We start from the raw sequence: 22,325 nt of genomic DNA on the forward strand, positions 1-22,325 counted from the left end.
CTTTTTCACTCTTATAGATCGCGCCTGCCTTCCAACGCTTTGCTCAAGGTAACCTCGTCCGCGTATTCCAGGTCTCCACCCACTGGCAATCCGTGCGCGATTCGCGTCACGCGGATTCCGAACGGCTTGATGAGCCGCGATATGTACATCGCCGTGGCTTCGCCTTCGATGTTCGGATTGGTGGCGAGGATCACTTCCTTCACCTGTTCGTCGCCGAGTCGCTTCAGCAGATCAGGAATGCGGATGTCCTCCGGCCCGATGCCGTCCATCGGAGAAATCGCGCCGTGCAGCACGTGATAGTAGCCCTCGAACTCTTTCGTCTTTTCCATCGCCACGACATCGCGCGGTTCCTGGACGACGCAAATGATCGAGCCATCTCTGCGTTTGTCCCGGCAAATGTGGCACGGATCAAGATCAGTAATGTTGTTGCAGACCGAGCAATAGTGAAGCTGGCGCTTGGCGTTGACCAACGCCTTTGCCAGATCAAGCACGTCGTCTTCTTTCATGTTCAGCACAAAAAAAGCAAGCCGCCCAGCGGTTTTGGGACCGATGCCGGGCAGTTTCATAAAGCCTTCGATCAGCTTGGAGACCGGCTCTGGATAGAACATCGCGAATAACCTCTTTTCCTGCCCGATTTTAGAACAGGCCCGGGATGTTCATGCCTCCGGTGAATTTGCCCATTTCTTTGCCCATCATTTCATCCGCTTTGCGCAGCGCGTCATTCACGGCTGTCAGCACCAGGTCTTGCAGCATTTCCACATCTTCCGGATCAACGACTTCCGGCTTGATGACGATGTCTCTGACTTGCTTGTGTCCATCGGCTTTGACGATTACCGCGCCGCCGCCCGCAGAGCCTTCGACGATTTTGTCTTTCAGCGCTTCCTGCGTTTTTTGCATTTCTTCCTGCATTTTCTTCACTTGCTTCATCATCTGTTGCATTTGCTGCATGTTTTTCATTCAGGTATCCTCCCTATGATTGTCGATTGTTTGGACTGGCTAGTCTTTTACTTCTATGAGTCCTTCCCCTACAAGCTTGATCGCTTCTGCCAGAAACGGATCTTCCTGCTCTGTGGCCGGGCCGTCTTTTTGCGCTGCCGCCTGCTGGTCGATGCCTTGCCATTCTTCCTCCATGACGGACAACAGTTGCAACGGCCTTCCCAGCACAGTAGACATGACTCGCTCCACGACGCCCTTCAGTTCAGGCTCCATGGTTTTATCACAATGGATCGCGCTGGAAAAAGTGACGATCACCGCATCGTTCCCGGCGGCTACAGGCTGACCGTTGACCAGCCACGCCTGATACTGGATTTTGATCTTTTTCAGCTCGGTTAAAATCTGGCTCCACTGCCCCCGAACCTGTCTGGTCAAATTCTCATCCAGCGCCTTGGCTACTTCCCTGACGCGATTGAGCGGTGTTCGCGAACCGCCGCCTGCGGCTGCTACCACGCGTCTCGGCTCGCTTTTGCGCGGCTCCTCGGACTTTTGCTGGCCGGGCAAGCTGACTTGGCCTTGCAGCACCTGATTCAGCCGCTGCTCCAAAGTACTGAGCCGTGTCGCCATAACGGTCAGTTCCTCGTTGCCGACCGCTGGCGCCGTTCCGCTTGTCGCCGCCGCTACCTGGGCGTTTGGCTGGCACAGCTTCACCAGTGTCAGCTCCACCAGCACCCGCGCATACGTCGACCATTTCAACTGGGACAGCGCCTGGTTGCACGTCTCGATCGTCGCATACAGGGCTGGCAAAGAATACAGCTTGGCAACCTCCTGGAACTGGTCGTCGATCATGGTTCGCTCCACAATCTCCTCCAGTTGCGGCGCTGTTTTCAGCAACAGCATGTCGCGGTAATAGTAGAGAAAATCGTGCAAGAACTGCTCCGGGTCTTTTCCTTGCACCATTACCCGATCGAATTGTTCCATCACCTGCGCGACATCGTTTTGGGCAATATATCTCGCGAGGACGGAAAAATACGATTGGGCCACCGTACCCGTGATCTGCATGATATCGCTGGCGCGCACCTGATCCTTGCTGTAGCTGATCGCCTGGTCCAGCAAGCTCAGCGCGTCACGCGCCCCGCCCTCCGCCATCTTCGCCACGAGCTGCAAGGCCTGTTCTTCGACCTGCACTCCTTGCGACTGACAAATCCGCTGCAGCAGATTGACCATCACCTTTAACGGAATCCGGTGAAAATCGAAGCGCTGGCAACGGGAGATAATCGTTGCCGGCAGCTTGTGCGGCTCTGTCGTGGCCAAAATAAAGATGACGTGGGAAGGCGGCTCCTCCAGCGTTTTCAACAGGGCGTTGAATGCCTCTGTCGTCAGCATGTGCACCTCGTCAATGATGTACACCTTGTACTTGACGTCGCTCGGAGCAAACTTCACCTTATCGCGAATGTCCCGGATTTCCTCGACTCCGCGGTTGGAGGCGGCGTCGATCTCCAGCACATCAGTTACAGAACCATTGGAAATCGCTTTGCATGTCTCACATTGATTGCACGGCTCGCCATCAATCGGCTGCTCGCAGTTCACTGCCTTGGCCATAATTTTGGCCGCACTTGTCTTTCCCGTACCTCGGGGACCGTTGAACAAATAAGCATGAGAAAGCCTATTTTCGCGTAAAGCATTACGCAAGGTTATCGTCACATGTTCTTGTCCGACTACATCCTGAAACGTCTGCGGCCGGTATACGCGGTATAGCGCGGTATAAGCCATGTTCGTGTGACACTCCCCATCTGCACAGTCCTCTTCCATATCCTATTCATTATACACGATTGGTACCGTTCATACAAAGAAAACGCCCCGTTCACAAGTGTGCGGGACGCTTTTGTCGAGACTGGACCTTTACAGATACGGCAGCATGATGTGGAAGGTCGTCCCGTACCCTTTGGACGACACGCGAATCTGGCCGCCGATGTCGTGGATGATTTTTTGACAGACAGACAAGCCAAGCCCTGTCCCTTCTTCTTTTGTCGTAAAAAACGGATCGAAAATCTTGTCGATAATGTAGAGCGGAATACCCGGCCCTGTATCGTGGATGTCGATGCTCATCTTGTCTCCGTCCTGGTCGAGATGATGGGAAATTTGCAAAGTTCCCTGCTCGCCCATCGCTTCGATTCCGTTTTTGCATATGTTGATGAATACTTGCTTCAGCAGCTCGGTATCGCCCACTACCATCGGAAGCTTGCCGCGAGAGGTGAACCGAACTTCGATTCCGTACAGGAGTGCCTGCGATTCGACAATCGGCATGATTTCATCAAAAACCGTATTGAGGTCGACCATGGCATATTGAATATCACGCGGCTTGCTCAGGAGCAAAAACTCGCTGACCAGCGAATTGATCCGATTGATTTCCGTCAGCATGATTTCCGTATAAGTCTTTTCCCGATCCATGCCGCTGTCGGTAAAAGACTTGAGAAACATCTGCAAAAACCCTTTGATGGAGGTCAGCGGATTGCGAATTTCATGGGCCGTGCCAGCGGCAATCTGCCCGATCATCGCCAACCGCTCGTTCCGCTCGATTTTTTGCTCAAAAGAACGCAGGTTGGTAATGTCTTTAAACAGGATAAAAGCTCCGACCGTTTTGCCCGACTCGTCCTGCAGCGTATTGGCGTCGACGATCAGCTCATAGCGCTGATTGTCATTCGTCCAGGACGTCGCGACGTTTTGCAGCTTCACGCCTTCCAGAAGCTCTTTTTTAATCAGCCGATGCGGCTCCGGAATCCCGCTGAATACTTCATCCACGTGCTTGTTGATGACATTGAGCCGCTCCATCCCCAAAAGCTTGCAGGCTGTCTGACTGGCCTCGACAATGCGCGAACGCTCATCGAGAATAAACAGCCCTATGCTCGTATCGTAGGTCAGCTTGGTCATGAGCCGCTGAGACAAGACCTGATCGGTTTCTTTAGCCAATTGGTAAAAATGAACCAAGTACAAGGGATTCTCTGCTTGCTGAACCAGTATCATCACAGGCGTTTTCCTGCTTTTCCCCTGTTTGTCACGCCATTCTACTTCCACATTCGCTCCCGTCTCCTCTTCTCTTTGCAAAAGCTCCTCGTACATCTGCTCCATGGAGCCCTGATAAGGGAGAATGGTCGCTACGGGTTGCTTGATAAGCTGATCGCGTGAATATCCGGTAACACGAAGCAGTTGTTCGTTTACTTCCACGATACTACCCGATTGATTCACCAATAAAACGGCAGTAGGCAGTTGATGCATGAACCGCTGCAATCGTCCGGACGAGCCAACGAGATGTAACGAAAAAGGTGCACTCACAGCTTGTCCCTCCTGGCCTATGACGTACTTCATGAGCAAAGAAACCCATGTCATTTCTCAACTATTATGAAACTTCGTGAAAAAAAGCTCAACACCTGCCCTCCAAGGCAAACCTCTCCAGAGAAATGTTTCGCTAGTTATCGTCAAATTCCAACAAAAAATATATGGATCGGCAAATAAAAATAGCATGCTTCCCGCAGGAAACATGCTATTGAACGTTCGTATAGGTACCGTGCACCTATCTTCGATAATTCTTATCCAAGCGTTACTCATGGTAGCAGCTCAGAGCAGGCTACCCTGCGGCACACGCGATGATCCACTTATGGCTGCTTCCTTCCGGACCTGACCAGGTTCATGGGTTCGCGTTGCACAGGACCCGCTCCTCAACACCGCCGCCATAAGGCAGCCTCACATAAGAAAACCTAGGATAGGAATTCAACCCTGCTATTGCGGATTGCAGGTTACAGGGCACCGCAACCTCCCCGTCTAGCACGGTACGATTAGAATACCAAAGATACGAGCCGATAGCAAGGTGAAAAGCCATCCAATACTAGGTAGCGGCTTTTTCCTTGACAATACTGTCACTGTTTTCGGTCGGCTGTGGCACCTGAATGGCGCCGCTCAAATACGCCCTTTGAAAAATGGCGACGATCTCCGGATCAAACTGGGTTCCTTTGCAGCGCATGATTTCCTCGTACGCCTCTTTTCCCGACATGGCATTGCGGTAGGAACGGGTGGAGGTCATGGCATCAAACGTATCGGCGACTGCCAGTATTCGGCCGATCAGGGGAATATTTTCTCCCTTCAACTGGTACGGATAGCCTTTTCCGTCCCAGCGCTCATGATGGTGCCTGATGCCCGGACTGACATGAGCCAGGCTCTCTATCTGCTCCACGATATCGGCCCCAATCGACGGATGCCGCTTCATAAATTCGTATTCCTCGTAGGTGAGCTTGCCCGTTTTCAGCAGCACGTGATCGGGAATCGCCACTTTGCCAATATCGTGCATCAGACCGGCATAGCGCAAATCATCACGGGTAAATCCAAGCTGCTCCTTGTCCAGCATTTGATCGTAAATAATGAGTGCGTACTGGGTCACCCTCTCTGTGTGCCCGGCTGTATAAGGGTCCTTCATCTCCACCGCCAAGTAAAAGCTGCGGACAATCTGATCGAGCCCTTTTTGGGAGTATTCCCGCTCCCGTTCGATCAGCGACTGTATCTGGGCCGCCATCATGTTGAACTTCTTTTCCAAAAACGTGATCTCGCGCATGCCTTCAATCGGTACGCGTATGGAAAAGTCGCCCTTTAACAAAGCATCGGTTGCGTCAACCAGCGTGTAGATCGGCTTGCTAATCCAGCGGGAAATGCGGTGGGCCACATAACCGGAGAAGATGACCACGAGACAGATCGTGAACCACAAAATGAATTTCATCCGTTCCAGCCGATTGGCGATATCCTGGTCGGGCAGCCATTCCACATAGGTGATCCCGCTCGTTGGCGACGTCTGATGGTACGCGTACACACTCTCGTTGCGAAGGTGGACAGCAAACACTTTTTTCTCCTCGGATTCGAGCAAGTGCTTGCTCAGGCTTCCGTACTCGGGCGCTACGGAAACGTTTTTCCCGATCAGCTCCATATCCGGGTGAACCAATATTTTCCCGGAAGGCATCAGCACCATCAGGTTGTTGTACTTGGCGATCGGGCTGTTGTTCACCCAACTGGCCAGCTCGTCTAGCTTGATCTCAACGAACAAGAGTCCTGACACCTCTTCGCTGTGGCCTTCCACGCGCTGCGAAACAAACAGCGATTTCGGGTTCCCTTGTTCATCTGTGCGGCTGAGCAGCCAAATCTGGCTCTCTCCGGTCCCCCACGCCTCTTTTTTCAACTCCGACGGCTGTCGCTTCTCCTCCCAGCCATCCTCCGGCTGCAAGGAAATGACTTGCTTATCATCGCGCACAAAATGTACGTTGCGGATCAGATTGCGAAAGTATGTAAAATTTTCGAAGGCATCCCGTACCTTGCTTCGTTGAGCTTCCCGATCGCTTGCGGCGAGAGGGTCCTCCAGTCGATTCTCCTGAGACTTGGGTATTGACATTCGCAAGACCGGATCGTTTGCCAACTGATTCGTGTCGTGTTGGATCGTCTGAAAAATCGTGTTCAGCCGCCTGTCAACAGAATCGAGATGCCCCCCGATGCTCGTTTCGTATTGCTCAAAAACTGCCTTCTGGGCTTCCTTGTAGAAGAGAAAACAGATGAGCAGGATGGGGAACAGGCTCAGCAATAAAAAGGTTGCAAATAATCGGTCTTTCAACTTCAATAACACAAGCCTCCCCCTTTTTCTTCTGGTTGATCGCGCTCACAAAGCTATACCTTCTGCTGTTGGGTATGCTTATTTTGTGTCCTTATCCCTATTACCGCGTTAGCACGAAACGTAAACCTTTAATTTACCAGATTTGGCTTCTTTTCTTCACACAAATAGACAAAGCTGTCTCATGCATATTATCCTAGCTAAGAATTACTGTCTAATAGTAAGGAGATCCATCCCATGCGATATATTTTTCTTGTTTTTCTGGGGGCATGCAGCTACGGCATTTTGTCGACAATCGTCAAGCTTGCCTACGGTCAAGGGTATTCCCCGGCAGAAGTCATCGGCGGCCAGATGTTCTTCGGCTTCGTCCTCACCTGGATACCCGCTCTCTTTTTCCTGCGGACAAAACCGGGAAAAAAACAACTGCTGCTTCTGGTCGGCGTCGGCTTGGCTGTCGGCTCCACGGGCATTTTGTACTACAATGCCTTGCGCTTCATTCCGGCCTCGATTGCGATCGTCCTGCTGTTTCAGTTCACCTGGATGGGAGTGCTGGCCGAGGCGATTTTGACCAAGCGGATTCCGGATAAGCCCACGCTGTTTTCGCTTGTCCTGCTGCTGTTCGGAACATTGCTTGCCGGCGGAGTATGGGAAACAGGCGGAATCGCCCAATTTCACATCATGGGTGTGGTGCTCGGACTGCTGTCTGGCGTCTCCTACACGCTGTTTTTGCTGTTCAGCGGCAAAGCTGCGGTCAGCGTCAATCTATGGGTGCGCAGCGCGAGCATGTCTACCGGGTCGTTTTTGCTGGCGGCGCTCGTCTACACGCCTGTGTTTCTCTGGAACGGCTCGCTTTTGGACGGATTGTTTCCGTACGTATTTTTACTGGCCCTTTTCGGCATCTTCATTCCGACAGTCTGCTTCAACTTCGGCATTCCGCATACCGGACCGGGGATGGCTGCGATCCTCGGTGCGGCCGAGCTGCCTATGGCAGTATTTTCTTCGTACATCATCCTGCATGAGTCCGTATCGGCGCTGCAGGTGGCAGGCGTCGCCGTCATCCTGCTCGGAATCGTGCTCCCGGAGTGGCTGCGCCAGCGCCAAAGGCAAAAACAGCGCAGTTCCTCCCTCCGCTGAATACGCAAAAAACCCATCCTGTGCAGAAAAATCTGCGCGGGATGGGTTTCTTTATTCGGTTCCTTCGCGTTTTACCGTCAGCGAGGCCGCACCTGGAGCCTGGCTCCTTTGTCTTTTCCATAGCGAATATCCGTAATAGCTGATGGCAGCCAAAATAAGCAGACCTGCCGCTGCCACGATCATCGTTTGATTGAACATGCCCACAAATGCGTTGAGATGCTCGACGTTGTTGCCCAGCAGGTTGCCGGCGAAAAACAAAACCAGCGTCCAGACAAGTCCCGTCGTGTAGGAAAACAGAGCGTAACGGCGGAACGTCATTTTTCCGATGCCCACCAAATACGGCACCACATGCCGGACGACAGGCAAAAAGTAGCTGATGCACAAGGCGTAGCTGCCGTAACGGTCCAGCAGCACCTGCGCCCGGTCCACGTACTTGTGCATCCCTTTTTTCTTGCCGATCCAGTTCAGCGCCGGAGCGCCGAGCCATCTCCCCAGCACGTATCCGAGCGACAGACCGGAGACAACCCCCAGATAGGTCGCTACAAAAGCCGGAAACACATTCAAGATTCCGAGCGAGGTCAATACGCCCGCCGACAGCACAATCACTTCATCCGGAATCGGCATTCCGACAATCCCTAGCCATAACATGAAAAAAAGGGCAAAATAGCCAAACTGACCAACCGATTCGGTCAGCATCTCCACAATCATCGCTTGTCCTCCTATCCGGCTGCTACTCGTGCCCTTTGCGGCAGACGTAGACAAATGCCGGCGGCAGATTGAGCGGAACGAGCTTCACGGTCATGTTTTCAAACACGCTGGACAGTTGCTTTTTCATCTGGAGCGAATATTGAAAGGTGACAAATACCCCGCCCGGCTTCAACGCAGCATATACTTCATCCATAATTTGATCGCGCAGCTCCTGCGGGAAGTTGGCAAACGGCAGCCCCGACACAATACAGTCAGCCTTGCCCAAACCGGCTTCACCCAGCACGCGGGTCAGATCGACCGCATCTTCATGAAAAAGCACGTTGGGGAATTGCTGCTCTAGCTTTTCGCGCATTTTGTTTTCTTTTTCAAAGGAAACCAGTGTCGCCTCCGGCCGCTTCATCTGCTCGATCCAGGTAGTAAAAATCCCTGTACCCGCGCCCAGCTCTACAATCGTATGGGCCTGGCTCCAGTCAATCGGCTTCATCATCTGCTTTGCCAACGCTCGGGAGCTAGGTGTAATGCTACCTACTTGCCCGGGTGACTGTAAAAAATTATAGAAAAACATCAGCCGGTCCTTGATGCTAACCGGATGATGACAATCGATCATCATGTAAGACGCTCCCTTCGTCGTTTCCTTACCTCTCATCATATCCAGAAAACATTTAGAATTATCTTTCCAAAAACGAAAGATTTTCTTAATACTATAACAGTAAACGTTTGGAAATCAAAACGCCTCCGTCTGGGGTCGGAGTTACAGATCACGCTTTTGATGGTTACGATCGGATCGACATGTGCGTTACAATAAGGTCAACAAGATCATTCGTCACACAAGACGAGGAGGACTATTCCATGGATTATAGAGGGGTAAAAGCAATCACTCACGCCAGCGCATTTTTCGCACCGTTTCTGGTGCCCATCGTCGTCTGGGTGCTCATGCAAGAACGCGACGCGAAAAATATGGCTCTCCAAGCCTTGCTGTTCCATCTGTTCATGAGTATTCTCATCAGCATTTCCTGGGTTCTCTCCTTCGTGCTGATCGGGATTCCGTTTTTGATCGTGTTTGGCTTGATGGCGATTTACTACCCGATCAAAGGGATCATCTATTCGTTGCAAGGCCGACCGTTCCGTTACCCGGTCATCGGTTCGATCGTGGGGTAAGCCTAGTCCGTGTCAAACGCAAAAATGCCAGCGCCCGTCTTAGGGTCGCTGGTCTTTTTGCTGTGCTGCCTGCTTGTCTTTTATTATTTGGAACCGACTGTGAAACGTTGGTTCAGATGCTGCGGATTTTCGATTTCATCGAGTACCGCAATCGCGTAGTCCGCGTAGCTCACATAGCTTTGTCCGCTGCTGTTGACCAGCAGGTGGTCTTTTCCGAGCTGGTACGTGCCTGTTCGCTCGCCCTCAGGATCGAAGAAGGCGGAAGGACTGATGAAGGTCCATTGAATCCCTTCCGTTGCTTGCAGGATGCGAAGGTTCTCTCCCTGATTTTGCGCAGTCGCCAGGTACGCCTCTGGAAAATCAGGCGCTTCCATCACGCGCGTCGTTTTCGCTTCGTCGACGAACAAGCTGCCTGCGCCGCCAACTACGAGCAAGCGAGTCGCCGGAGCGCCCTTCATCGCTTCGATCAAAACATTGCCAGCCTCGACATGCAGATGTTCTTTGCCAGCAGGAGCGCCGAACGCGTTCACCACTGCGTCAAAGTCCTTCAAGTCTGCTGCTGTCAGCGCGAAAATATCTTTTTCCACAACGGCTGCTTTTGGCTCGTCGATTTTGGACGCGTCACGGACGATCGCCTTTACTTCATGCCCGCGATCCAATGCTTCCTTCATAATCAGCTTACCAGCTTTACCGCTTGCGCCTACAATTGCAATTTTCATCGTTTTGTTCCCTCCATTGAAATAGAATGAGTGGTCATGCGTGCGAATATAAGCGATTGGCCGCTTTTTGTTGTAACTAAAACAGTTACAGCATGCACAAAAAAATTTGCGGCCTGGACTTGCTTGTCTTGTTGTAATCATTTTAGTTACAACAAAATCATCTGTCAATACTGTTTTTTCCCGCCTGTACGCCTGTATGTAAAAGCATCTGCCTTACCCGGAAATGCGGCTGCTGAATGTTGCTTACAGCCTCACTTTTTGCCCGGATGCGGCAGATGCCCTGATTCGTAGCGTCACTTTTGTTTTGTCGGCCCCTGCCAGGTAATCAGCCCGCCCTGGAGGTGCGCCATTTGCGTAAAGCCGTGTTTCTTCAAAATTTTTGCCGCCTGCTTGCTGCGCAGCCCGCTGCGGCAGTAGAGGAGAATGTCGTTTTTCGGAGAAATCTCCTTCACTCTGTTGTTCAACTGGGAGAGGGGAATATTAACAGCCGTAGGGATATGCCCGTTTTTAAATTCATGCGGCTCGCGCACATCAATCAGCATTACTCTGCTTTTTTGGTTTACCCGTTCCTTGAATTGCTCTGCCCGCAAATTTTCCAGCCCTTTGACGGGCATGAAGCGGGAGATCAAATACCAGGTTGTCAAAGCATACGCGATAATAAGCAAAATCGTCGTGAAGTCCATGTGAACATCCTTCCTAATGAATTAGCGACTTTTCACCAAAAGCTCAACCGCTTCTTTTACCATCTTGCTCGTGTCGCCGCCGTTCGCCTGCTCCTCCAGCAGACAGCGCTGCAAGTTCTCTGCTACGATCTGCGCGATGGCCTTGTCAGACGCGTTGCGGACTGCAGACAACTGAGCGACTACTTCCTTGCAGCTTTTCTGCTCGTCCATCATTTTCAACACGCCGCGGATTTGTCCTTCAATTTTGCGCAAACGTCTTTTGATATCGTCACCGTAGTTGTAATCCATGTGAAGTCCTCCTCCTGTTTTTAGGATCGCGGATACATATACAGGTATCTTATGCGAAAAGCAGGCTTTGTCAAGCGAGCGCGCATGCTTTGTCCCTTCGAATTGTCCGTTCAAATAAACAGATTGACTTTTGCCTGTGTCGCATCGCCCAGGTAGGCTGCCACGCCCGCGTACTCCATCCCGTCGATCAGCTCCTCCTGCTTCAACCCCAACAGGTCCATCGTCATCGTGCAGGCGACCAGCTTGACTCCTTGCTCCTGTGCAAGCTCAATGAGCTGGGGCAGCGTCAGGGCGTTGTGCTTTTTCATGACATGCTTAATCATTTCCGGGCCCATCCCGAGCATATTCATTTTGGACAGCCCCAGCTTCTTCGCCCCTCTCGGCATCATCCAGCCAAACATTTTCTCCAAAAAGCCCTTTTTGACCTTGACGATCTCGTTCTTGCGCATCGTGTTCAAGCCCCAGAAGGTAAAGAAAATCGTCACGTCGTGGTCGTAGGCGGCTGCCCCGTTTGCGATGATAAACGCTGCGATCGCTTTGTCCAAATCGCCGCTGAACAGAACAATCGTCGTTTTTTCTTTCTGGTTTTGGTTTTCCATCATTGCAGAATCCTCCCTTATACTATTACTCCTATAGGTATTCAAGCGGACAAAAAGAAGCTTCCTTAAAAAGAAAGACCTCTTCTTCGCGTTACAAAATATCGCTCCAAACCTTGATGGCCGTCGCAGCAATCAGCACGATCAAGCCATAGCGCAAATATTTGACGTCCATATTGGCGCTGACCATACTGCCAAGCGGCGCTCCGAGGATGCTGCCAATGACCGTGAACAACACCGGAAGCAACGGGATGTGCCCCGCGTACAGCTTGCCTGCGACACCACCGATGGCAGAAATGAATACGATAGCCAGTGACGAAGCGATGGTGACGCGTGTAGGAATCTTGAGAACCGTCAGCATGATCGGAATGAGGATGAAGGCGCCGCCCGCTCCCACAATTCCGGAGACAATTCCCACGACGAAGGCTGCCGGAATCGCTACGGCGCGATTGTATTCGATCTCATCCGCTTGTTCCTGCGTCCCCTTGTTCTTTTTCAGCATCAAAATGACGGCGACGACAGCCAAAATCCCGTACACCAGGTTGATACTGTCGCCTGACATGTACTTGGAAGTCAGGCCGCCCAGGAGGCTTCCGACCAAAATGCTGATTCCCATGTCTCTGACAAGTCCTTTGTGCACCAGAGGCGAGCCTTTGCCGTTGCGCTTGCGAAAAGCAATAACCCCGGACAGGGACGCGAAAAACACCTGGAACATCGAGATGGACGATACCTCCTGCGCGGAGAAATGAGCGAGTCCAAGCCCTGCCGGAACGAACAGAAGCAATGGATAGTTGATGATCGCTCCGCCAATCCCCAGCATCCCGGAGAAAAAGGAACCGACAAAGCCAAGAGTAATCATGAGTAAAAACAGCAAGATGTCCATAAGTCCTCCCCGCATTCCACGCAAAAATGACACGGGAATGCCCTAGCCACTTTTCAAATGCTCACTCGTCAGGTAAAATAAAACCAAGTAAATAACTGTGATTAAGGTGATATAAATGGTCCGTTATTTAAAAACCATTTTTCAGCATCGCTGCCCCACTTGCAAAGAACCGCTGCGCTCCCAGCGCAACAACCTGCTTTGCGAAAAAATTTGCCCCAACGGCCATTTTCGCGAGGAAGTCTACCCTCACCTCGGCGTTCGCATTGTCTATGAAAATAAGGACTAAGCGAACACTTCTTGCGCGTGCCCGCTTAGTCTTTTCGCTTACAGCTTTTTCACCAAAAACTTGTACACCCCGTTCTCTACTTCATGAGCCACCAGCTCGTTATTGGTCTGCTTCACCCATGCGGTAAAGTCCTGGAGCGATCCTTTGTCCGTCGAAAGCACTTCCATGGTTTGCCCCGGCTTCAGCGTATCGAGCGCCTTTTTCGCTCTCACAATCGGCATTGGGCAAGCGAGACCTTTTGTATCTACAACGATATCTGCCATGTCTGTTTTCCCCCTTATTTATCGTGAACGGCGCAACGATTCGGCCCCGTTTCCATCTCGCGCTGCTCTTCTTCGTCCGGCTGCAATCTGCCCATGTTGACTTGACGGATTTCCTGATAGGCGTTAGGCTGCGGCGGCAACTGCTCGGTAACGACGCGCCGGAACTCGGCTTCATTCGCAATGTTCAAGCCTGGATTGTCTCGGTACAAATCGCCCAAGCGCGCTGATACGACTCCATCCGGCCCCAGCTCGACATAGCTGCCAAAATGAGCGGGCAAAACCAGCAGCTCTTTGGACAGCTCTTGATAACGATTATACAAGGTGTCGCGCAGGTCTCCTACCCAATCTTGCGCTTTGCCAGCCAAATCGGGCCGCCCGATTGATGCCACGAACAAAATGTCGCCTGTGAGAAAGTACGTGTCGTCTACAAGCAAGGACGTGCTGCCGATTGTATGTCCCGGGGAATAGATCGGCAAAATCGAAATGCTGGTCGTGCCGACCTGAATGATTTTTCCTTCCTCCAGCTTTTCATAGGAAAAGGTGACTTCTTCCGCGTCTTTTTCCGGGAGCCAGTAGGTTGCGCCTGTGCTTGTAGCGAGCTTCCTGCCGCCTGATATATGGTCGGCGTGCAAATGCGTGTCAATCGTATGGGTGATGGTCAGGTTGCGCTCTTTGGCAAACGCTTTATAGACGCCTGTCATGCGCACCGAATCGACAATGGCTGCTTCCTGGCCGGAGACGATCATATAGGACAGGCACCCTTTTCCGATGCGGACAAATTGATAAATCTCCCCGCCATCGCGCAAGTCGCCCACTTTGACAGGCTCCAGATGCTCGCTCCACTCCTTCATCCCGCCTTGCAGGTAGTACACGTCGTCCAGTCCCGCTTCCGCCAGTTGCTCCGCCACGAAAACGGACGAGCCTTCCTTGGCGCAGACCACGAGTATTTTTTGATTCACCGGGAGCTTGCCGACGATCTCTTCCACTCCGTCCATCAGCTCGAAATACGGGGCATTGACGCTCTCGACCCGGTGGCCTTCGATGCGCCAGTTTTCATAATCCTCTCTGTTGCGCACGTCGAGAATGAATAGCTCCTCCTGCGCAAAAAGCAGCCGGGTCAATTCGTGCGCGGTCATTTTTTTCACTTTTGTTTGTTGGTGTTGCAGGTTGCTCATGCCAATCTCCCCCTCACTGGCTTTCTACCGGGCCACCCCAACCAGCCATGCCCGGAACGACGTTTTTGACACGGGAAAAGCCTTTGCCCGCAAGCAACTGGCACGCCAGATCGCTGCGGTTGCCAGAACGGCAGATGACAAACATGTCGCGGTCCGTCGGCAGCTCATCGAGATGCTGCTCCAATACCCCTAGGGGTATTGATTTGGCCGCAGGAATCCGTTGGAACGCGTATTCGGCAGGTTCACGCACGTCTATCAGCAGAAACGGTTCCGGGGATTGCAGCCTGGCATGCAGCTCTTCGTTCGTGATCGTGTGCGGGTATTTCGTCTCTGCCTTCGTCTCCTGGGGACTGGCTTTTCTGAGAAAATGCCTCATAACATCACCCTCCTGGATCGAACCTAAATAGTGGTGCCCGGTATTGTTTGCCCAGCCCTTCATGTCAGCGAGCGAACCTTTGTCAGTAGCTTGCACCTCAATGACCTGGCCTGGAGCGATTTGTTCCATCGCTTTTTTGGTGCGGACGACAGGCATCGGGCAAGCCAGCCCTTTGCAGTCCAAAACCTTATCGACAGAAAAATTCGGTCGTGCTTGTGCAGACATGCTGTGTTTCCTCCTTGCGTTTTGAATGGGGTTTTTGGTTGAAAGACAGGTTTCGGTTTACAGCGTCTGTTTTATACATATACCCCTATGGGTATTATAATATGTGCAGAGGTTTTCTTTGTCAACAGGGATTCGCTTTGTTTTTGGCAAGGGGGTGTTGTCCGGTGCAAGGGTGACAGGTGACGGCTGGCGGGCTGTTGCTGGCGGCTGTCACGAATCCGTCCATTCCGGCATTTTGTTGATTTGTCTGCGGAGGAAACGGATGTGTACGTGGTAGACAAACAGTTTGCGTGAACGTATGTGCGGACGCATGAGGCGGGATGGTGTGGGCCTTATTTTTGCAGGAGGTGAGGAAACAAAAAAGACAGCTTTCGTTCACTGTCCTTTTGACATTCATTTGATGCTGGATTTGTTCGGCAATAAGTAAAACAAAAATATGCCCTCGACAATGGAGAACAAGTCATTGTAATAATAATTAGGGAATCGGGTTTGATGCTGTTTATTAAGCTTTTCCGTTACATATAATCTGGAGTTGTCGGAAAAGACAATGGTTGCTCGTTGGGCGAATATCGAGCTTCGCATGCCTGTGCCGTCCGTGTCATGTATAAATTGTATCGCATGTCCAAAAGTCTTTTTCAAAACCTCCAAATTTGTGGCAGGGTTGCCGATCATAAATCACCAATCTCTTTAAGAAGGGATTTCCATTCCTTTCCTTCCCTCGCCCAAATCCAATCCTCGGAGTCATCCGGATTTCCTTTTTCGCTTACGACCTCTTGATATGGCTTCGCATAGCGTTTTTCAAAGTAATTTATCGTCTCTACTATGAAGCGGATACGACTTAAATTCCCGCCATGAGAAGGAGAAGACAATTCCCCCATTTTCTCTTTTTGTTCATAGATTTCAACTATTTCACGAACCGGGATTCTTTCTTCTGTCGGTGAGATCCACAACGTATTTTCACATATTCGCGCTTGCTTGTTTCTCCGGGAGCGCTCTACTCCAACAAAAAATGACCCAACGGATTTATCCGTTGAGCCACTTTGTAAGCGGAGAGAGTGGGATTCGAACCCACGCACGCCTCACGACGCCTAACGCATTTCGAGTGCGTCCCCTTATGACCACTTGGGTATCTCTCCATATTTGTTTGTCAGAAACATCACTAACTATAGCAAATCCGAGAAAAAAGTGCAAGAGCTAACTTCTGTGCTTCCCCTTGATTTGCTCGCCGCATTAGGCCAAACTAATAACAACACCTAGTATGGGGATTTTTGACCAGAAGAAAAGCGAGGAACATACATGAAACGAGAACGTTTGGACAAGGTGCTGGCAAATATGGCGTTCGGCACACGCAAGGAAGTGAAGGCGCTGGTGAAGCAAGGACTGGTCGTCGTGGACGGCGTGGTCGCGACCGATCCTGGCATGCACGTCATTGCCGAAGAGCAGGATATCACCGTAGACGGGGAGCCGCTCAACTTCAAGCGCTGGGTTTACGTCCTGTTAAACAAACCCCCTGGGGTAGTTTCCGCGACCGAAGACAATGTGCATCAAACCGTAGTCGACCTGCTTCCTTATGAATGGGCGGTCAAGGTGCACCCGGTAGGCAGGCTGGACATCGACACAGAAGGGCTGCTGCTTTTGACCAACGACGGCCAGCTTTCACACAGCCTGCTGTCCCCGAAAAAGAAAGTGGACAAGGAGTATTTTGCCCGCATCGACGGCCCGGTCACAGAGCGGCATGTACAAGAGTTCGCCAAAGGGGTGGAACTGGAGGATTTCACCACGCTGCCTGCAAAGCTGGAGATTTTGTCTTCGGGAGAAACTTCCGAGGTACGCGTGACGATTATGGAAGGAAAGTTCCACCAGGTAAAACGGATGTTTGCCGCCTTCGGTCTGCATGTCACCTACCTCCAACGCATCCGCATGGGCCCGCTCCACCTCGACCCGGCACTCGCTCCCGGTGAATACCGCGAGCTGACCGAGGAAGAGCTGCACCTGCTGCAAAACGTAAACAAATAATTAGGCGCCAGATGCCCGGCATGCTGCCTGCAAGCGAGCCGGACGGCGCCCGCGACAGTCGGATCAGCACTTTTCCGACTGTCTTTTTTTGCGCAAACCGCGGAAAAAGTCTTTGAGCATCTGGGCACATTCCTCCGCCAAAACGCCCGCCAAAACAGGCACCTGGTGATTGAAGCGCGGCTCGGCCAGCAGATTCATCAATGTCCCGGCACACCCTGCCTTTGGATCGCCCGCTCCGTACACTACCTGCTCGATGCGGCTTTGCACGATCGCCCCGGCGCACATCGGACAAGGCTCTAGTGTGACGTACAGCGTGCAGCCGATCAGCCGCCAGCCGCCCAGCCGTTCGCTGGCCTCGCGGATCGCGATCATTTCCGCGTGCAGCGTAGGGTCTTTTTGCGTTTCCCGCAAATTGTAGCCGCGCCCGACAATTACCCCGTCGCGGACGATGACAGCGCCAATCGGCACCTCGCCGAGCGCCGCCGCCTTTTGCGCCTCTTCCATGGCGGCTCGCATGTATGCTTCGTGTTTGTTTGCTTCCATCACGATGGTTAAAACTCCTTTATAGACATTTTCAAATTACGGTCAGAGAACAGCCTGCCTTTTCCCGGTCGATTGTGCGCTTGTATGCGCTTGCCGGCAGCATGGCATTCGATCACTTGAAGCGCTAAGAACGCTTCATATGACCAGCCAATCCCCGCATAAATCAGCAGCAATCCGGGCAAATTGTGGCATCGCGAAGTTTTTGTCCATACCTGCTCACATACTCTCTGCGAGATTACATACATTAATGATGTACGGAAGATGTTTGTAATTCACAGATAGCCTCTATCTGGAGGGATGCGAGTGGGCTTAACCTCTGCAAGCACTTTGTTTGATCGTTTTCACAGTCCGACGAGAGGGCAACTGGCCAAAGAAGACGTGTTTTCCCACATTGAACAAACTCTCTCTTCAATGAATGGACCGTTTGAGATTATTGTGGGAGCCGATTCCCAGTTGAAAAGTCGCGGAACGTTTTTCGCCTTGGTCATTACGGTGATTCGCCCCGGACATGGTGGGACCTTCTTTTATCACAAGTTTCAGGAACGGCGCTATTCATCCTTGCAGCAGCGGATTTTTCAAGAGGCCATGTACGCGGTAGGTCTGGCTACGGAGGTTCGGCAATATTTGCGCGATCATCAGCTCGATGCCCCCATCCGCTTGCACTTTGACATCGGCAGGAATGGCCCTACCCGTAAGTTTATCCAGTCGCTTCTGAGCCTAGCAGAAACCAACCACTTCCGGGCGGAAATCAAACCAAACTCCTTCTGTGCGTCTACGATTGCTGACAAGTTCACGAAGTAATGAAGAGCATCCATTCTTCCTTGAACAAAGCGTGCAGGCGGATTGCTGTTGGACGCATCCGCCCGCTTTGTTTGGATTCTTCGCTCATCGGGTCACGTACTTCTGGACAAGCAGGCGAAAATCCTTCTGCCAGGTCCATAATCGGATACATAGACTGTTTTTTGGTACACATCCTGTATAAAACAGGGTGATTGACAACGCTCGGGCATGTAAGCTATTATAAGCATTAATTGAAGCGTTTTCACAAGGCGTGTTACTGGTAATGCAGGCATGAGCCGAGAAGATCTTTTTCTTGAAAAAGGTTTTTTCGGCTCTTTTTTGTCTAAAGGTGGTGGAATTACGTGTCCCGTGAACAGGAAAAAACATATGCGATTACGCGTGTGTTGAACCATAACGTCGTACTGGTGGAAGAACCCGGCACCAAGCTGGAAATTGTGCTGTTCGGAAAAGGAATCGGTTTTGGCGCAAAGCCTGGGAACACGATCCCCGCCCATGACCCTCGTGTGGAGAAGCGCTTCAGGCTGGAAAATGAAAGCCACCAAAAACAGTACCAAACCATACTCAGTCAGGTCGATCCTGCTGTGGTAGGGATCGCGGAAGAAATTATCGCGCTCATCGCCAGTGAAATTACACCGCAGCTCAACGAACACGTCCACGTCGCTCTGCCCGACCATATCCAGTTCGCGATTTACCGCTTGCGCAACGGCATGGAGATCGTGAATCCGTTCCTGTTTGAAATCCAGACGCTCTACACAAAAGAGTACACGCTGGCAAAACGGGCAGCGGACATGATTAAAAAGGCATTCGATCTGGATATTCCAGATAGCGAAATCGGTTTTCTCGCCTTGCACATTCACTCGGCGATCAGTTACTTGCCTGTCAAAAAGGCGGTACAGTTTACGAACGTCATCAGCGAATTGGTCAGCATGATCGAGCAGCGGACAGACAGAACCATCGAACGAAGCACCGTCGACTACGTCCGGCTCATTACCCATCTGCGTTTTGCTGTGGAGCGCATCCGCCAGCAAAAGACCATTCACAACCCGCTTCTCGACCGGGTCAAAACGACGATTCCGGAAGCCTACGAGCTGGCGTCCGAGCTGGCTGCCTATATTTCCAACCGGCTGGAGGTCACTGTCCCGGAAGACGAGGTCGGCTACATGGCCTTGCATGTTTATCGCTTGTTGCAGCAACAACCGTAATCCCACAAATTCAAATTGATGATAATCCTGCGTGTTACTAGTTCGACTAGGCATGAGCGGTGAGATCATACGGACATAGTAAGTATGTCGTCGTATGGATCAGACCGTATCATGCCTATTTTCGTTCAGACGCAAAAGGAGGAACTTATGCTACGCAGTCTGTTTTCCCGTAAAAAACAACAACAAGAAATCACTTTCCTCGCTCCTTTGACCGGGAGTGTTGTCCCTTTGTCGGAAGTGCCCGATCCCGTCTTTGCCGGGAAGGTCGTAGGCGACGGCGCTGCGATTCTGCCTGCGGAGGGCGTCTTGTACGCTCCTGTCGACGCAAAGGTCACTCATCTGTTCCCTACCCATCACGCCATTGGCTTGTCGACAGACAGCGGCGTGGAGCTGCTCATGCATATCGGGATTGATACCGTGAAATTGCAGGGCAAAGGCTTTACCCCGTTCGTCTCGGTAGGTGACCAGGTGAAAGCAGGCGACAAGCTGATTCAGTTCGATATCGCCGTCTTGCAGGAGGCAGGATGCCCGATCGTCACCCCGATCGTCATTACCAACGGCGATGTCGTCGCGGAAAAAAACGTGGTAGCACAAGGCAATGTCGCGGCAGGCCAGGAGCCGCTGATGACTGTCGTCCTGAAATAGAAGAAGCACCTGTTGGGGGAGGTACACCATGATTCAATTCGAAGTAACGGTCACGGTTGAAGGCGGGCTGCACGCTCGCCCGGCCGCTCTTTTGGTAAATCGCTCGGCGCAATCCCAAGCGAAAATCACCTTGAGCAAAGGTGACAAGCAAGCGGACGGCCGCAGCATTTTGGGGATCATGACCTTGGGCGTGACCCAAGGCGACAAGCTGATCGTCTCGGTGGAGGGAGAAGATGAGGAAAAAGTAGCTTCCTCGCTCCAGCAATTTTTTGAACAGTCTTTTGAGAGCGAATGAGCGGTGAAAGAAGGTGAAACAGGCATGTTAAAAGGAATCCCGGTTTCTTCTGGCATCGCGATCGCTCCTGTCGTCATTTTGGCACACGATGCTCCGGCTGCTTCGGCTGTGACCGCGCAAGGCGCGCCGACAGACACAAGCAAAGAGCTGGAACTGCTCGCCAGAAGCGTGGAGCAGTCGCGCGAACAGTTGGAAAAGTTGAGAGAGCAAACAGAGGAGCAATTAGGCGCAGAAAAAGCAGCGATTCTCTCCGCGCATATTGCTTTTCTGGAGGACCCCGCTTTTGTCGGGGAAATGACCTCTCTGATCGAAAACAGGCAGGTGGCCGCTGCTGCTGCCGTACAGCAAGTGTCCGACCAGTTTGTCGCCCTGTTTGAAAGCATGGACGACGCCTATATGAAAGAACGGGCGGACGATATTCGCGATGTGAGCCGCCGCCTGATTCGCAACCTCTCCGGCACAGGACAGGAGGCAGTCTTCCCGGAAGAACCGTTTATTTTGGCCGCGTGGGATGTCACTCCTTCGGAAACGCTGCAGCTTCCGCTCGCATTTGTGCGGGGCATTGTCACGGCAAAAGGCGGCGCGACCTCGCACGCAGCGATTTTGGCCCTTTCTCTGGGGATTCCGGCTGTCATGGGCGCCGGGGAACAACTGCTGGAAAAAGTAGCTGCTGGCAGCCTGCTGATTCTCGATGGCGCTACAGGCGAGCTGATCGCAGCGCCAGACGCGAAAACATTGGCACGCTACGAGGAAAAAGCCGCCAAGGAAGCCGCTGAGCGTGCAGCCTACGCGGTATTGAAGGAATTGCCCGCCGAAACGATCGACGGCCATCGCGTTCATTTAATGGCCAACATGGCGGTTCCCGAAGAGGCAGCAGCGCTCGCCGCTTCCGGCGTAGAAGGAATCGGTTTGTTCCGCTCCGAGTTTTTGTTCATGGACCGCAGCACGCTGCCAGACGAGGAAGAACAGTTTGCGGCCTACAAGCAGGTCGCTACAGCCTTTGGCGAAAAACCTGTCATCATTCGCACGCTCGACGTCGGCGGCGACAAGCATTTGCCGGCTCTCGAACTGCCGCAGGAAGATAATCCGTTCCTCGGCTTTCGGGCGATGCGCATTTCCCTGGCCCGGCCAGAGCTGTTCCTCGTTCAGTTACGGGCGCTATTGCGCGCCAGTGCCTTTGGACGCCTGCTCATCATGTTCCCGATGATTTCCCACCTGGAGCAGTTGCGGCAAGCCAAGCAATTGTTCGAACAGGCAAAAGCGGAGCTGCGGGAAAAAGGGATCGCTTTTGACGAACAGATCGCAGTCGGCATGATGATGGAGATTCCGGGCGCTTGCCTGCAAGCGGACGCCTTTGCCAAAGAGGTAGACTTCTTCAGCATCGGGACCAACGATCTCGTGCAATACACGCTCGCCGTAGACCGAATGAACGCGAACGTAGCCAGCCTCTACAGCTACTACCACCCTGCGGTGCTGCGCCTCATCTCGCACGTCATCGAAGCCTCTCACCGCGCGGGAATATGGACCGGGCTATGCGGAGAGATGGCGGGCGATTCGCTCGCGACCGAGCTTTTGCTTGGCCTGGGCCTCGACGAGTTCAGCGGTGCGGCCTCGGTAATGCCAAAGGTCAAGGAGCGCATTCGTGCCACAAGCATGGAAAAAGCGAAGCGACTCGCAGAGTACGCTCTGACGCTTTCGACCGTGGAAGAGGTCGTGCAGTTTTTGCGAGACAAAACCGAATAAATGGTTTTGTCC

Annotated in this window: 25 protein-coding genes, 1 tRNA gene and 1 other RNA gene; 8 read left to right on the forward strand and 19 right to left on the reverse strand. The window is 52.3% G+C overall.

The window, feature by feature from the left end:
• Positions 1-11 precede the first annotated feature (11 nt).
• From recR to M655_RS00315, 6 genes are all read right to left on the reverse strand, one after another.
• Positions 12-608: a recombination mediator RecR gene (gene recR, locus M655_RS00290; protein ID WP_005830525.1), complete on the reverse strand. Its 597-nt coding sequence runs from the start codon at positions 606-608 to the stop codon at positions 12-14.
• A 28-nt stretch (positions 609-636) separates the two neighbouring features.
• The gene (locus M655_RS00295) at positions 637-948 is read right to left on the reverse strand and encodes a YbaB/EbfC family nucleoid-associated protein (RefSeq protein WP_005830527.1); all 312 of its coding nucleotides are present in this window, start codon (positions 946-948) and stop codon (positions 637-639) included.
• Between the two features lie 48 nt (positions 949-996).
• Positions 997-2,706, reverse strand: a complete 1,710-nt coding sequence (dnaX, locus tag M655_RS00300; protein WP_007776318.1) for a DNA polymerase III subunit gamma/tau — start codon at positions 2,704-2,706, stop codon at positions 997-999.
• A 129-nt stretch (positions 2,707-2,835) separates the two neighbouring features.
• A complete protein-coding gene (locus M655_RS00305) occupies positions 2,836-4,266 on the reverse strand; it encodes a PAS domain-containing sensor histidine kinase (RefSeq protein ID WP_007776315.1) in 1,431 nt (476 codons plus the stop codon).
• Between the two features lie 230 nt (positions 4,267-4,496).
• Positions 4,497-4,761, reverse strand: an RNA gene (gene ffs, locus M655_RS00310) — signal recognition particle sRNA large type.
• Between the two features lie 55 nt (positions 4,762-4,816).
• The gene (locus M655_RS00315; RefSeq protein WP_025848821.1) at positions 4,817-6,589 is read right to left on the reverse strand and encodes an HD domain-containing phosphohydrolase; all 1,773 of its coding nucleotides are present in this window, start codon (positions 6,587-6,589) and stop codon (positions 4,817-4,819) included.
• A 222-nt stretch (positions 6,590-6,811) separates the two neighbouring features.
• Between M655_RS00315 and M655_RS00320 the strand changes: the two genes are divergently transcribed.
• Positions 6,812-7,708 (forward strand): EamA family transporter, encoded by an 897-nt coding sequence (locus M655_RS00320; RefSeq protein WP_005830535.1) that lies wholly within the window; start codon positions 6,812-6,814, stop codon positions 7,706-7,708.
• Positions 7,709-7,759: 51 nt separating this feature from the next.
• Here the strand turns inward: M655_RS00320 and M655_RS00325 are convergent, their stop codons facing one another.
• Both M655_RS00325 and M655_RS00330 read right to left on the reverse strand, forming a co-directional pair.
• Entirely contained in the window at positions 7,760-8,416 is a 657-nt protein-coding gene (locus M655_RS00325; RefSeq protein ID WP_005830537.1) for a DedA family protein, read from the reverse strand.
• Positions 8,417-8,438: 22 nt separating this feature from the next.
• Positions 8,439-9,026, reverse strand: a complete 588-nt coding sequence (locus M655_RS00330; RefSeq protein ID WP_026556974.1) for a class I SAM-dependent methyltransferase — start codon at positions 9,024-9,026, stop codon at positions 8,439-8,441.
• 239 nt (positions 9,027-9,265) lie between these two features.
• Here M655_RS00330 and M655_RS00335 point away from each other — a divergent pair, with 239 nt between their 5' ends.
• Positions 9,266-9,574, forward strand: a complete 309-nt coding sequence (locus M655_RS00335) for a DUF4870 domain-containing protein (RefSeq protein WP_005830541.1) — start codon at positions 9,266-9,268, stop codon at positions 9,572-9,574.
• An 83-nt stretch (positions 9,575-9,657) separates the two neighbouring features.
• Here M655_RS00335 and M655_RS00340 read toward each other — a convergent pair whose 3' ends face one another.
• From M655_RS00340 to M655_RS00385, 10 genes are all read right to left on the reverse strand, one after another.
• Positions 9,658-10,293 carry an NAD(P)-dependent oxidoreductase gene (locus M655_RS00340; protein WP_026556975.1) on the reverse strand — a complete coding sequence of 212 codons (636 nt, stop codon included), beginning with the start codon at positions 10,291-10,293 and terminating at the stop codon, positions 9,658-9,660.
• Positions 10,294-10,586: 293 nt separating this feature from the next.
• Positions 10,587-10,976, reverse strand: a complete 390-nt coding sequence (locus tag M655_RS00345) for a rhodanese-like domain-containing protein (RefSeq protein WP_005830545.1) — start codon at positions 10,974-10,976, stop codon at positions 10,587-10,589.
• Between the two features lie 21 nt (positions 10,977-10,997).
• A complete protein-coding gene (locus M655_RS00350; protein WP_005830547.1) occupies positions 10,998-11,264 on the reverse strand; it encodes a metal-sensitive transcriptional regulator in 267 nt (88 codons plus the stop codon).
• A gap of 110 nt (positions 11,265-11,374) precedes the next feature.
• A complete protein-coding gene (locus tag M655_RS00355; RefSeq protein WP_005830548.1) occupies positions 11,375-11,866 on the reverse strand; it encodes a DsrE/DsrF/DrsH-like family protein in 492 nt (163 codons plus the stop codon).
• Between the two features lie 88 nt (positions 11,867-11,954).
• Positions 11,955-12,743 (reverse strand): sulfite exporter TauE/SafE family protein, encoded by a 789-nt coding sequence (locus M655_RS00360; protein WP_005830550.1) that lies wholly within the window; start codon positions 12,741-12,743, stop codon positions 11,955-11,957.
• Between the two features lie 324 nt (positions 12,744-13,067).
• The gene (locus M655_RS00365; RefSeq protein ID WP_005830554.1) at positions 13,068-13,292 is read right to left on the reverse strand and encodes a sulfurtransferase TusA family protein; all 225 of its coding nucleotides are present in this window, start codon (positions 13,290-13,292) and stop codon (positions 13,068-13,070) included.
• Between the two features lie 14 nt (positions 13,293-13,306).
• Entirely contained in the window at positions 13,307-14,467 is a 1,161-nt protein-coding gene (locus M655_RS00370) for an MBL fold metallo-hydrolase (protein WP_026556976.1), read from the reverse strand.
• 13 nt (positions 14,468-14,480) lie between these two features.
• Complete coding sequence (locus tag M655_RS00375; RefSeq protein ID WP_026556977.1) at positions 14,481-15,068, reverse strand: sulfurtransferase TusA family protein; 588 nt, start codon at positions 15,066-15,068, stop codon at positions 14,481-14,483.
• Positions 15,069-15,736: 668 nt separating this feature from the next.
• A complete protein-coding gene (locus tag M655_RS00380; RefSeq protein ID WP_005830562.1) occupies positions 15,737-16,144 on the reverse strand; it encodes a hypothetical protein in 408 nt (135 codons plus the stop codon).
• Positions 16,116-16,204: transfer RNA gene (locus M655_RS00385), tRNA-Ser, on the reverse strand. Before M655_RS00385 ends, M655_RS00380 begins: the two co-directional genes overlap by 29 nt.
• 160 nt (positions 16,205-16,364) lie before the next feature.
• Between M655_RS00385 and M655_RS00390 the strand changes: the two genes are divergently transcribed.
• Positions 16,365-17,084, forward strand: coding sequence for a pseudouridine synthase (locus M655_RS00390; protein ID WP_005830564.1), 720 nt, complete (start codon positions 16,365-16,367; stop codon positions 17,082-17,084).
• Positions 17,085-17,147: 63 nt separating this feature from the next.
• Here M655_RS00390 and tadA read toward each other — a convergent pair whose 3' ends face one another.
• Positions 17,148-17,627 carry a tRNA adenosine(34) deaminase TadA gene (tadA, locus tag M655_RS00395; RefSeq protein ID WP_005830567.1) on the reverse strand — a complete coding sequence of 160 codons (480 nt, stop codon included), beginning with the start codon at positions 17,625-17,627 and terminating at the stop codon, positions 17,148-17,150.
• 297 nt (positions 17,628-17,924) lie between these two features.
• Between tadA and M655_RS00400 the strand changes: the two genes are divergently transcribed.
• The 5 genes from M655_RS00400 (at position 17,925) to ptsP (ending at position 22,313) form a co-directional block, all read left to right on the forward strand.
• Entirely contained in the window at positions 17,925-18,428 is a 504-nt protein-coding gene (locus M655_RS00400; RefSeq protein WP_206699257.1) for a ribonuclease H-like YkuK family protein, read from the forward strand.
• Between the two features lie 341 nt (positions 18,429-18,769).
• Positions 18,770-19,630: a glucose PTS transporter transcription antiterminator GlcT gene (gene glcT, locus M655_RS00405; RefSeq protein WP_005830572.1), complete on the forward strand. Its 861-nt coding sequence runs from the start codon at positions 18,770-18,772 to the stop codon at positions 19,628-19,630.
• Between the two features lie 147 nt (positions 19,631-19,777).
• Positions 19,778-20,275, forward strand: coding sequence for a PTS sugar transporter subunit IIA (locus tag M655_RS00410; RefSeq protein WP_007776262.1), 498 nt, complete (start codon positions 19,778-19,780; stop codon positions 20,273-20,275).
• Between the two features lie 28 nt (positions 20,276-20,303).
• Entirely contained in the window at positions 20,304-20,570 is a 267-nt protein-coding gene (locus M655_RS00415; RefSeq protein ID WP_005830576.1) for an HPr family phosphocarrier protein, read from the forward strand.
• Between the two features lie 24 nt (positions 20,571-20,594).
• Positions 20,595-22,313 (forward strand): phosphoenolpyruvate--protein phosphotransferase, encoded by a 1,719-nt coding sequence (gene ptsP / locus M655_RS00420; protein WP_026556979.1) that lies wholly within the window; start codon positions 20,595-20,597, stop codon positions 22,311-22,313.
• The last annotated feature ends 12 nt before the right edge of the window (positions 22,314-22,325 follow it).

The sequence above is a fragment of the Brevibacillus sp. NSP2.1 genome (assembly GCF_000470975.2).
Lineage (GTDB): Bacteria > Bacillota > Bacilli > Brevibacillales > Brevibacillaceae > Brevibacillus > Brevibacillus agri.

What these genes read in the sequence shown, in the direction of transcription:
- recR (WP_005830525.1), bottom strand. Translation starts at nt 608, where the DNA reads ATGTTCTATCCAGAGCCGGTCTCCAAGCTGATCGAAGGCTTTATGAAA.
- M655_RS00295 (WP_005830527.1), bottom strand. Translation starts at nt 948, where the DNA reads ATGCAGCAAATGCAACAGATGATGAAGCAAGTGAAGAAAATGCAGGAA.
- dnaX (WP_007776318.1), bottom strand. Translation starts at nt 2,706, where the DNA reads ATGGCTTATACCGCGCTATACCGCGTATACCGGCCGCAGACGTTTCAG.
- M655_RS00320 (WP_005830535.1), top strand. Translation starts at nt 6,812, where the DNA reads ATGCGATATATTTTTCTTGTTTTTCTGGGGGCATGCAGCTACGGCATT.
- M655_RS00325 (WP_005830537.1), bottom strand. Translation starts at nt 8,416, where the DNA reads ATGATTGTGGAGATGCTGACCGAATCGGTTGGTCAGTTTGGCTATTTT.
- M655_RS00330 (WP_026556974.1), bottom strand. Translation starts at nt 9,026, where the DNA reads ATGATGATCGATTGTCATCATCCGGTTAGCATCAAGGACCGGCTGATG.
- M655_RS00335 (WP_005830541.1), top strand. Translation starts at nt 9,266, where the DNA reads ATGGATTATAGAGGGGTAAAAGCAATCACTCACGCCAGCGCATTTTTC.
- M655_RS00340 (WP_026556975.1), bottom strand. Translation starts at nt 10,293, where the DNA reads ATGAAAATTGCAATTGTAGGCGCAAGCGGTAAAGCTGGTAAGCTGATT.
- M655_RS00345 (WP_005830545.1), bottom strand. Translation starts at nt 10,976, where the DNA reads ATGGACTTCACGACGATTTTGCTTATTATCGCGTATGCTTTGACAACC.
- M655_RS00350 (WP_005830547.1), bottom strand. Translation starts at nt 11,264, where the DNA reads ATGGATTACAACTACGGTGACGATATCAAAAGACGTTTGCGCAAAATT.
- M655_RS00355 (WP_005830548.1), bottom strand. Translation starts at nt 11,866, where the DNA reads ATGATGGAAAACCAAAACCAGAAAGAAAAAACGACGATTGTTCTGTTC.
- M655_RS00360 (WP_005830550.1), bottom strand. Translation starts at nt 12,743, where the DNA reads ATGGACATCTTGCTGTTTTTACTCATGATTACTCTTGGCTTTGTCGGT.
- M655_RS00365 (WP_005830554.1), bottom strand. Translation starts at nt 13,292, where the DNA reads ATGGCAGATATCGTTGTAGATACAAAAGGTCTCGCTTGCCCAATGCCG.
- M655_RS00370 (WP_026556976.1), bottom strand. Translation starts at nt 14,467, where the DNA reads ATGAGCAACCTGCAACACCAACAAACAAAAGTGAAAAAAATGACCGCG.
- M655_RS00375 (WP_026556977.1), bottom strand. Translation starts at nt 15,068, where the DNA reads ATGTCTGCACAAGCACGACCGAATTTTTCTGTCGATAAGGTTTTGGAC.
- M655_RS00390 (WP_005830564.1), top strand. Translation starts at nt 16,365, where the DNA reads ATGAAACGAGAACGTTTGGACAAGGTGCTGGCAAATATGGCGTTCGGC.
- tadA (WP_005830567.1), bottom strand. Translation starts at nt 17,627, where the DNA reads ATGGAAGCAAACAAACACGAAGCATACATGCGAGCCGCCATGGAAGAG.
- M655_RS00400 (WP_206699257.1), top strand. Translation starts at nt 17,925, where the DNA reads ATGCGAGTGGGCTTAACCTCTGCAAGCACTTTGTTTGATCGTTTTCAC.
- M655_RS00410 (WP_007776262.1), top strand. Translation starts at nt 19,778, where the DNA reads ATGCTACGCAGTCTGTTTTCCCGTAAAAAACAACAACAAGAAATCACT.
- M655_RS00415 (WP_005830576.1), top strand. Translation starts at nt 20,304, where the DNA reads ATGATTCAATTCGAAGTAACGGTCACGGTTGAAGGCGGGCTGCACGCT.
- ptsP (WP_026556979.1), top strand. Translation starts at nt 20,595, where the DNA reads ATGTTAAAAGGAATCCCGGTTTCTTCTGGCATCGCGATCGCTCCTGTC.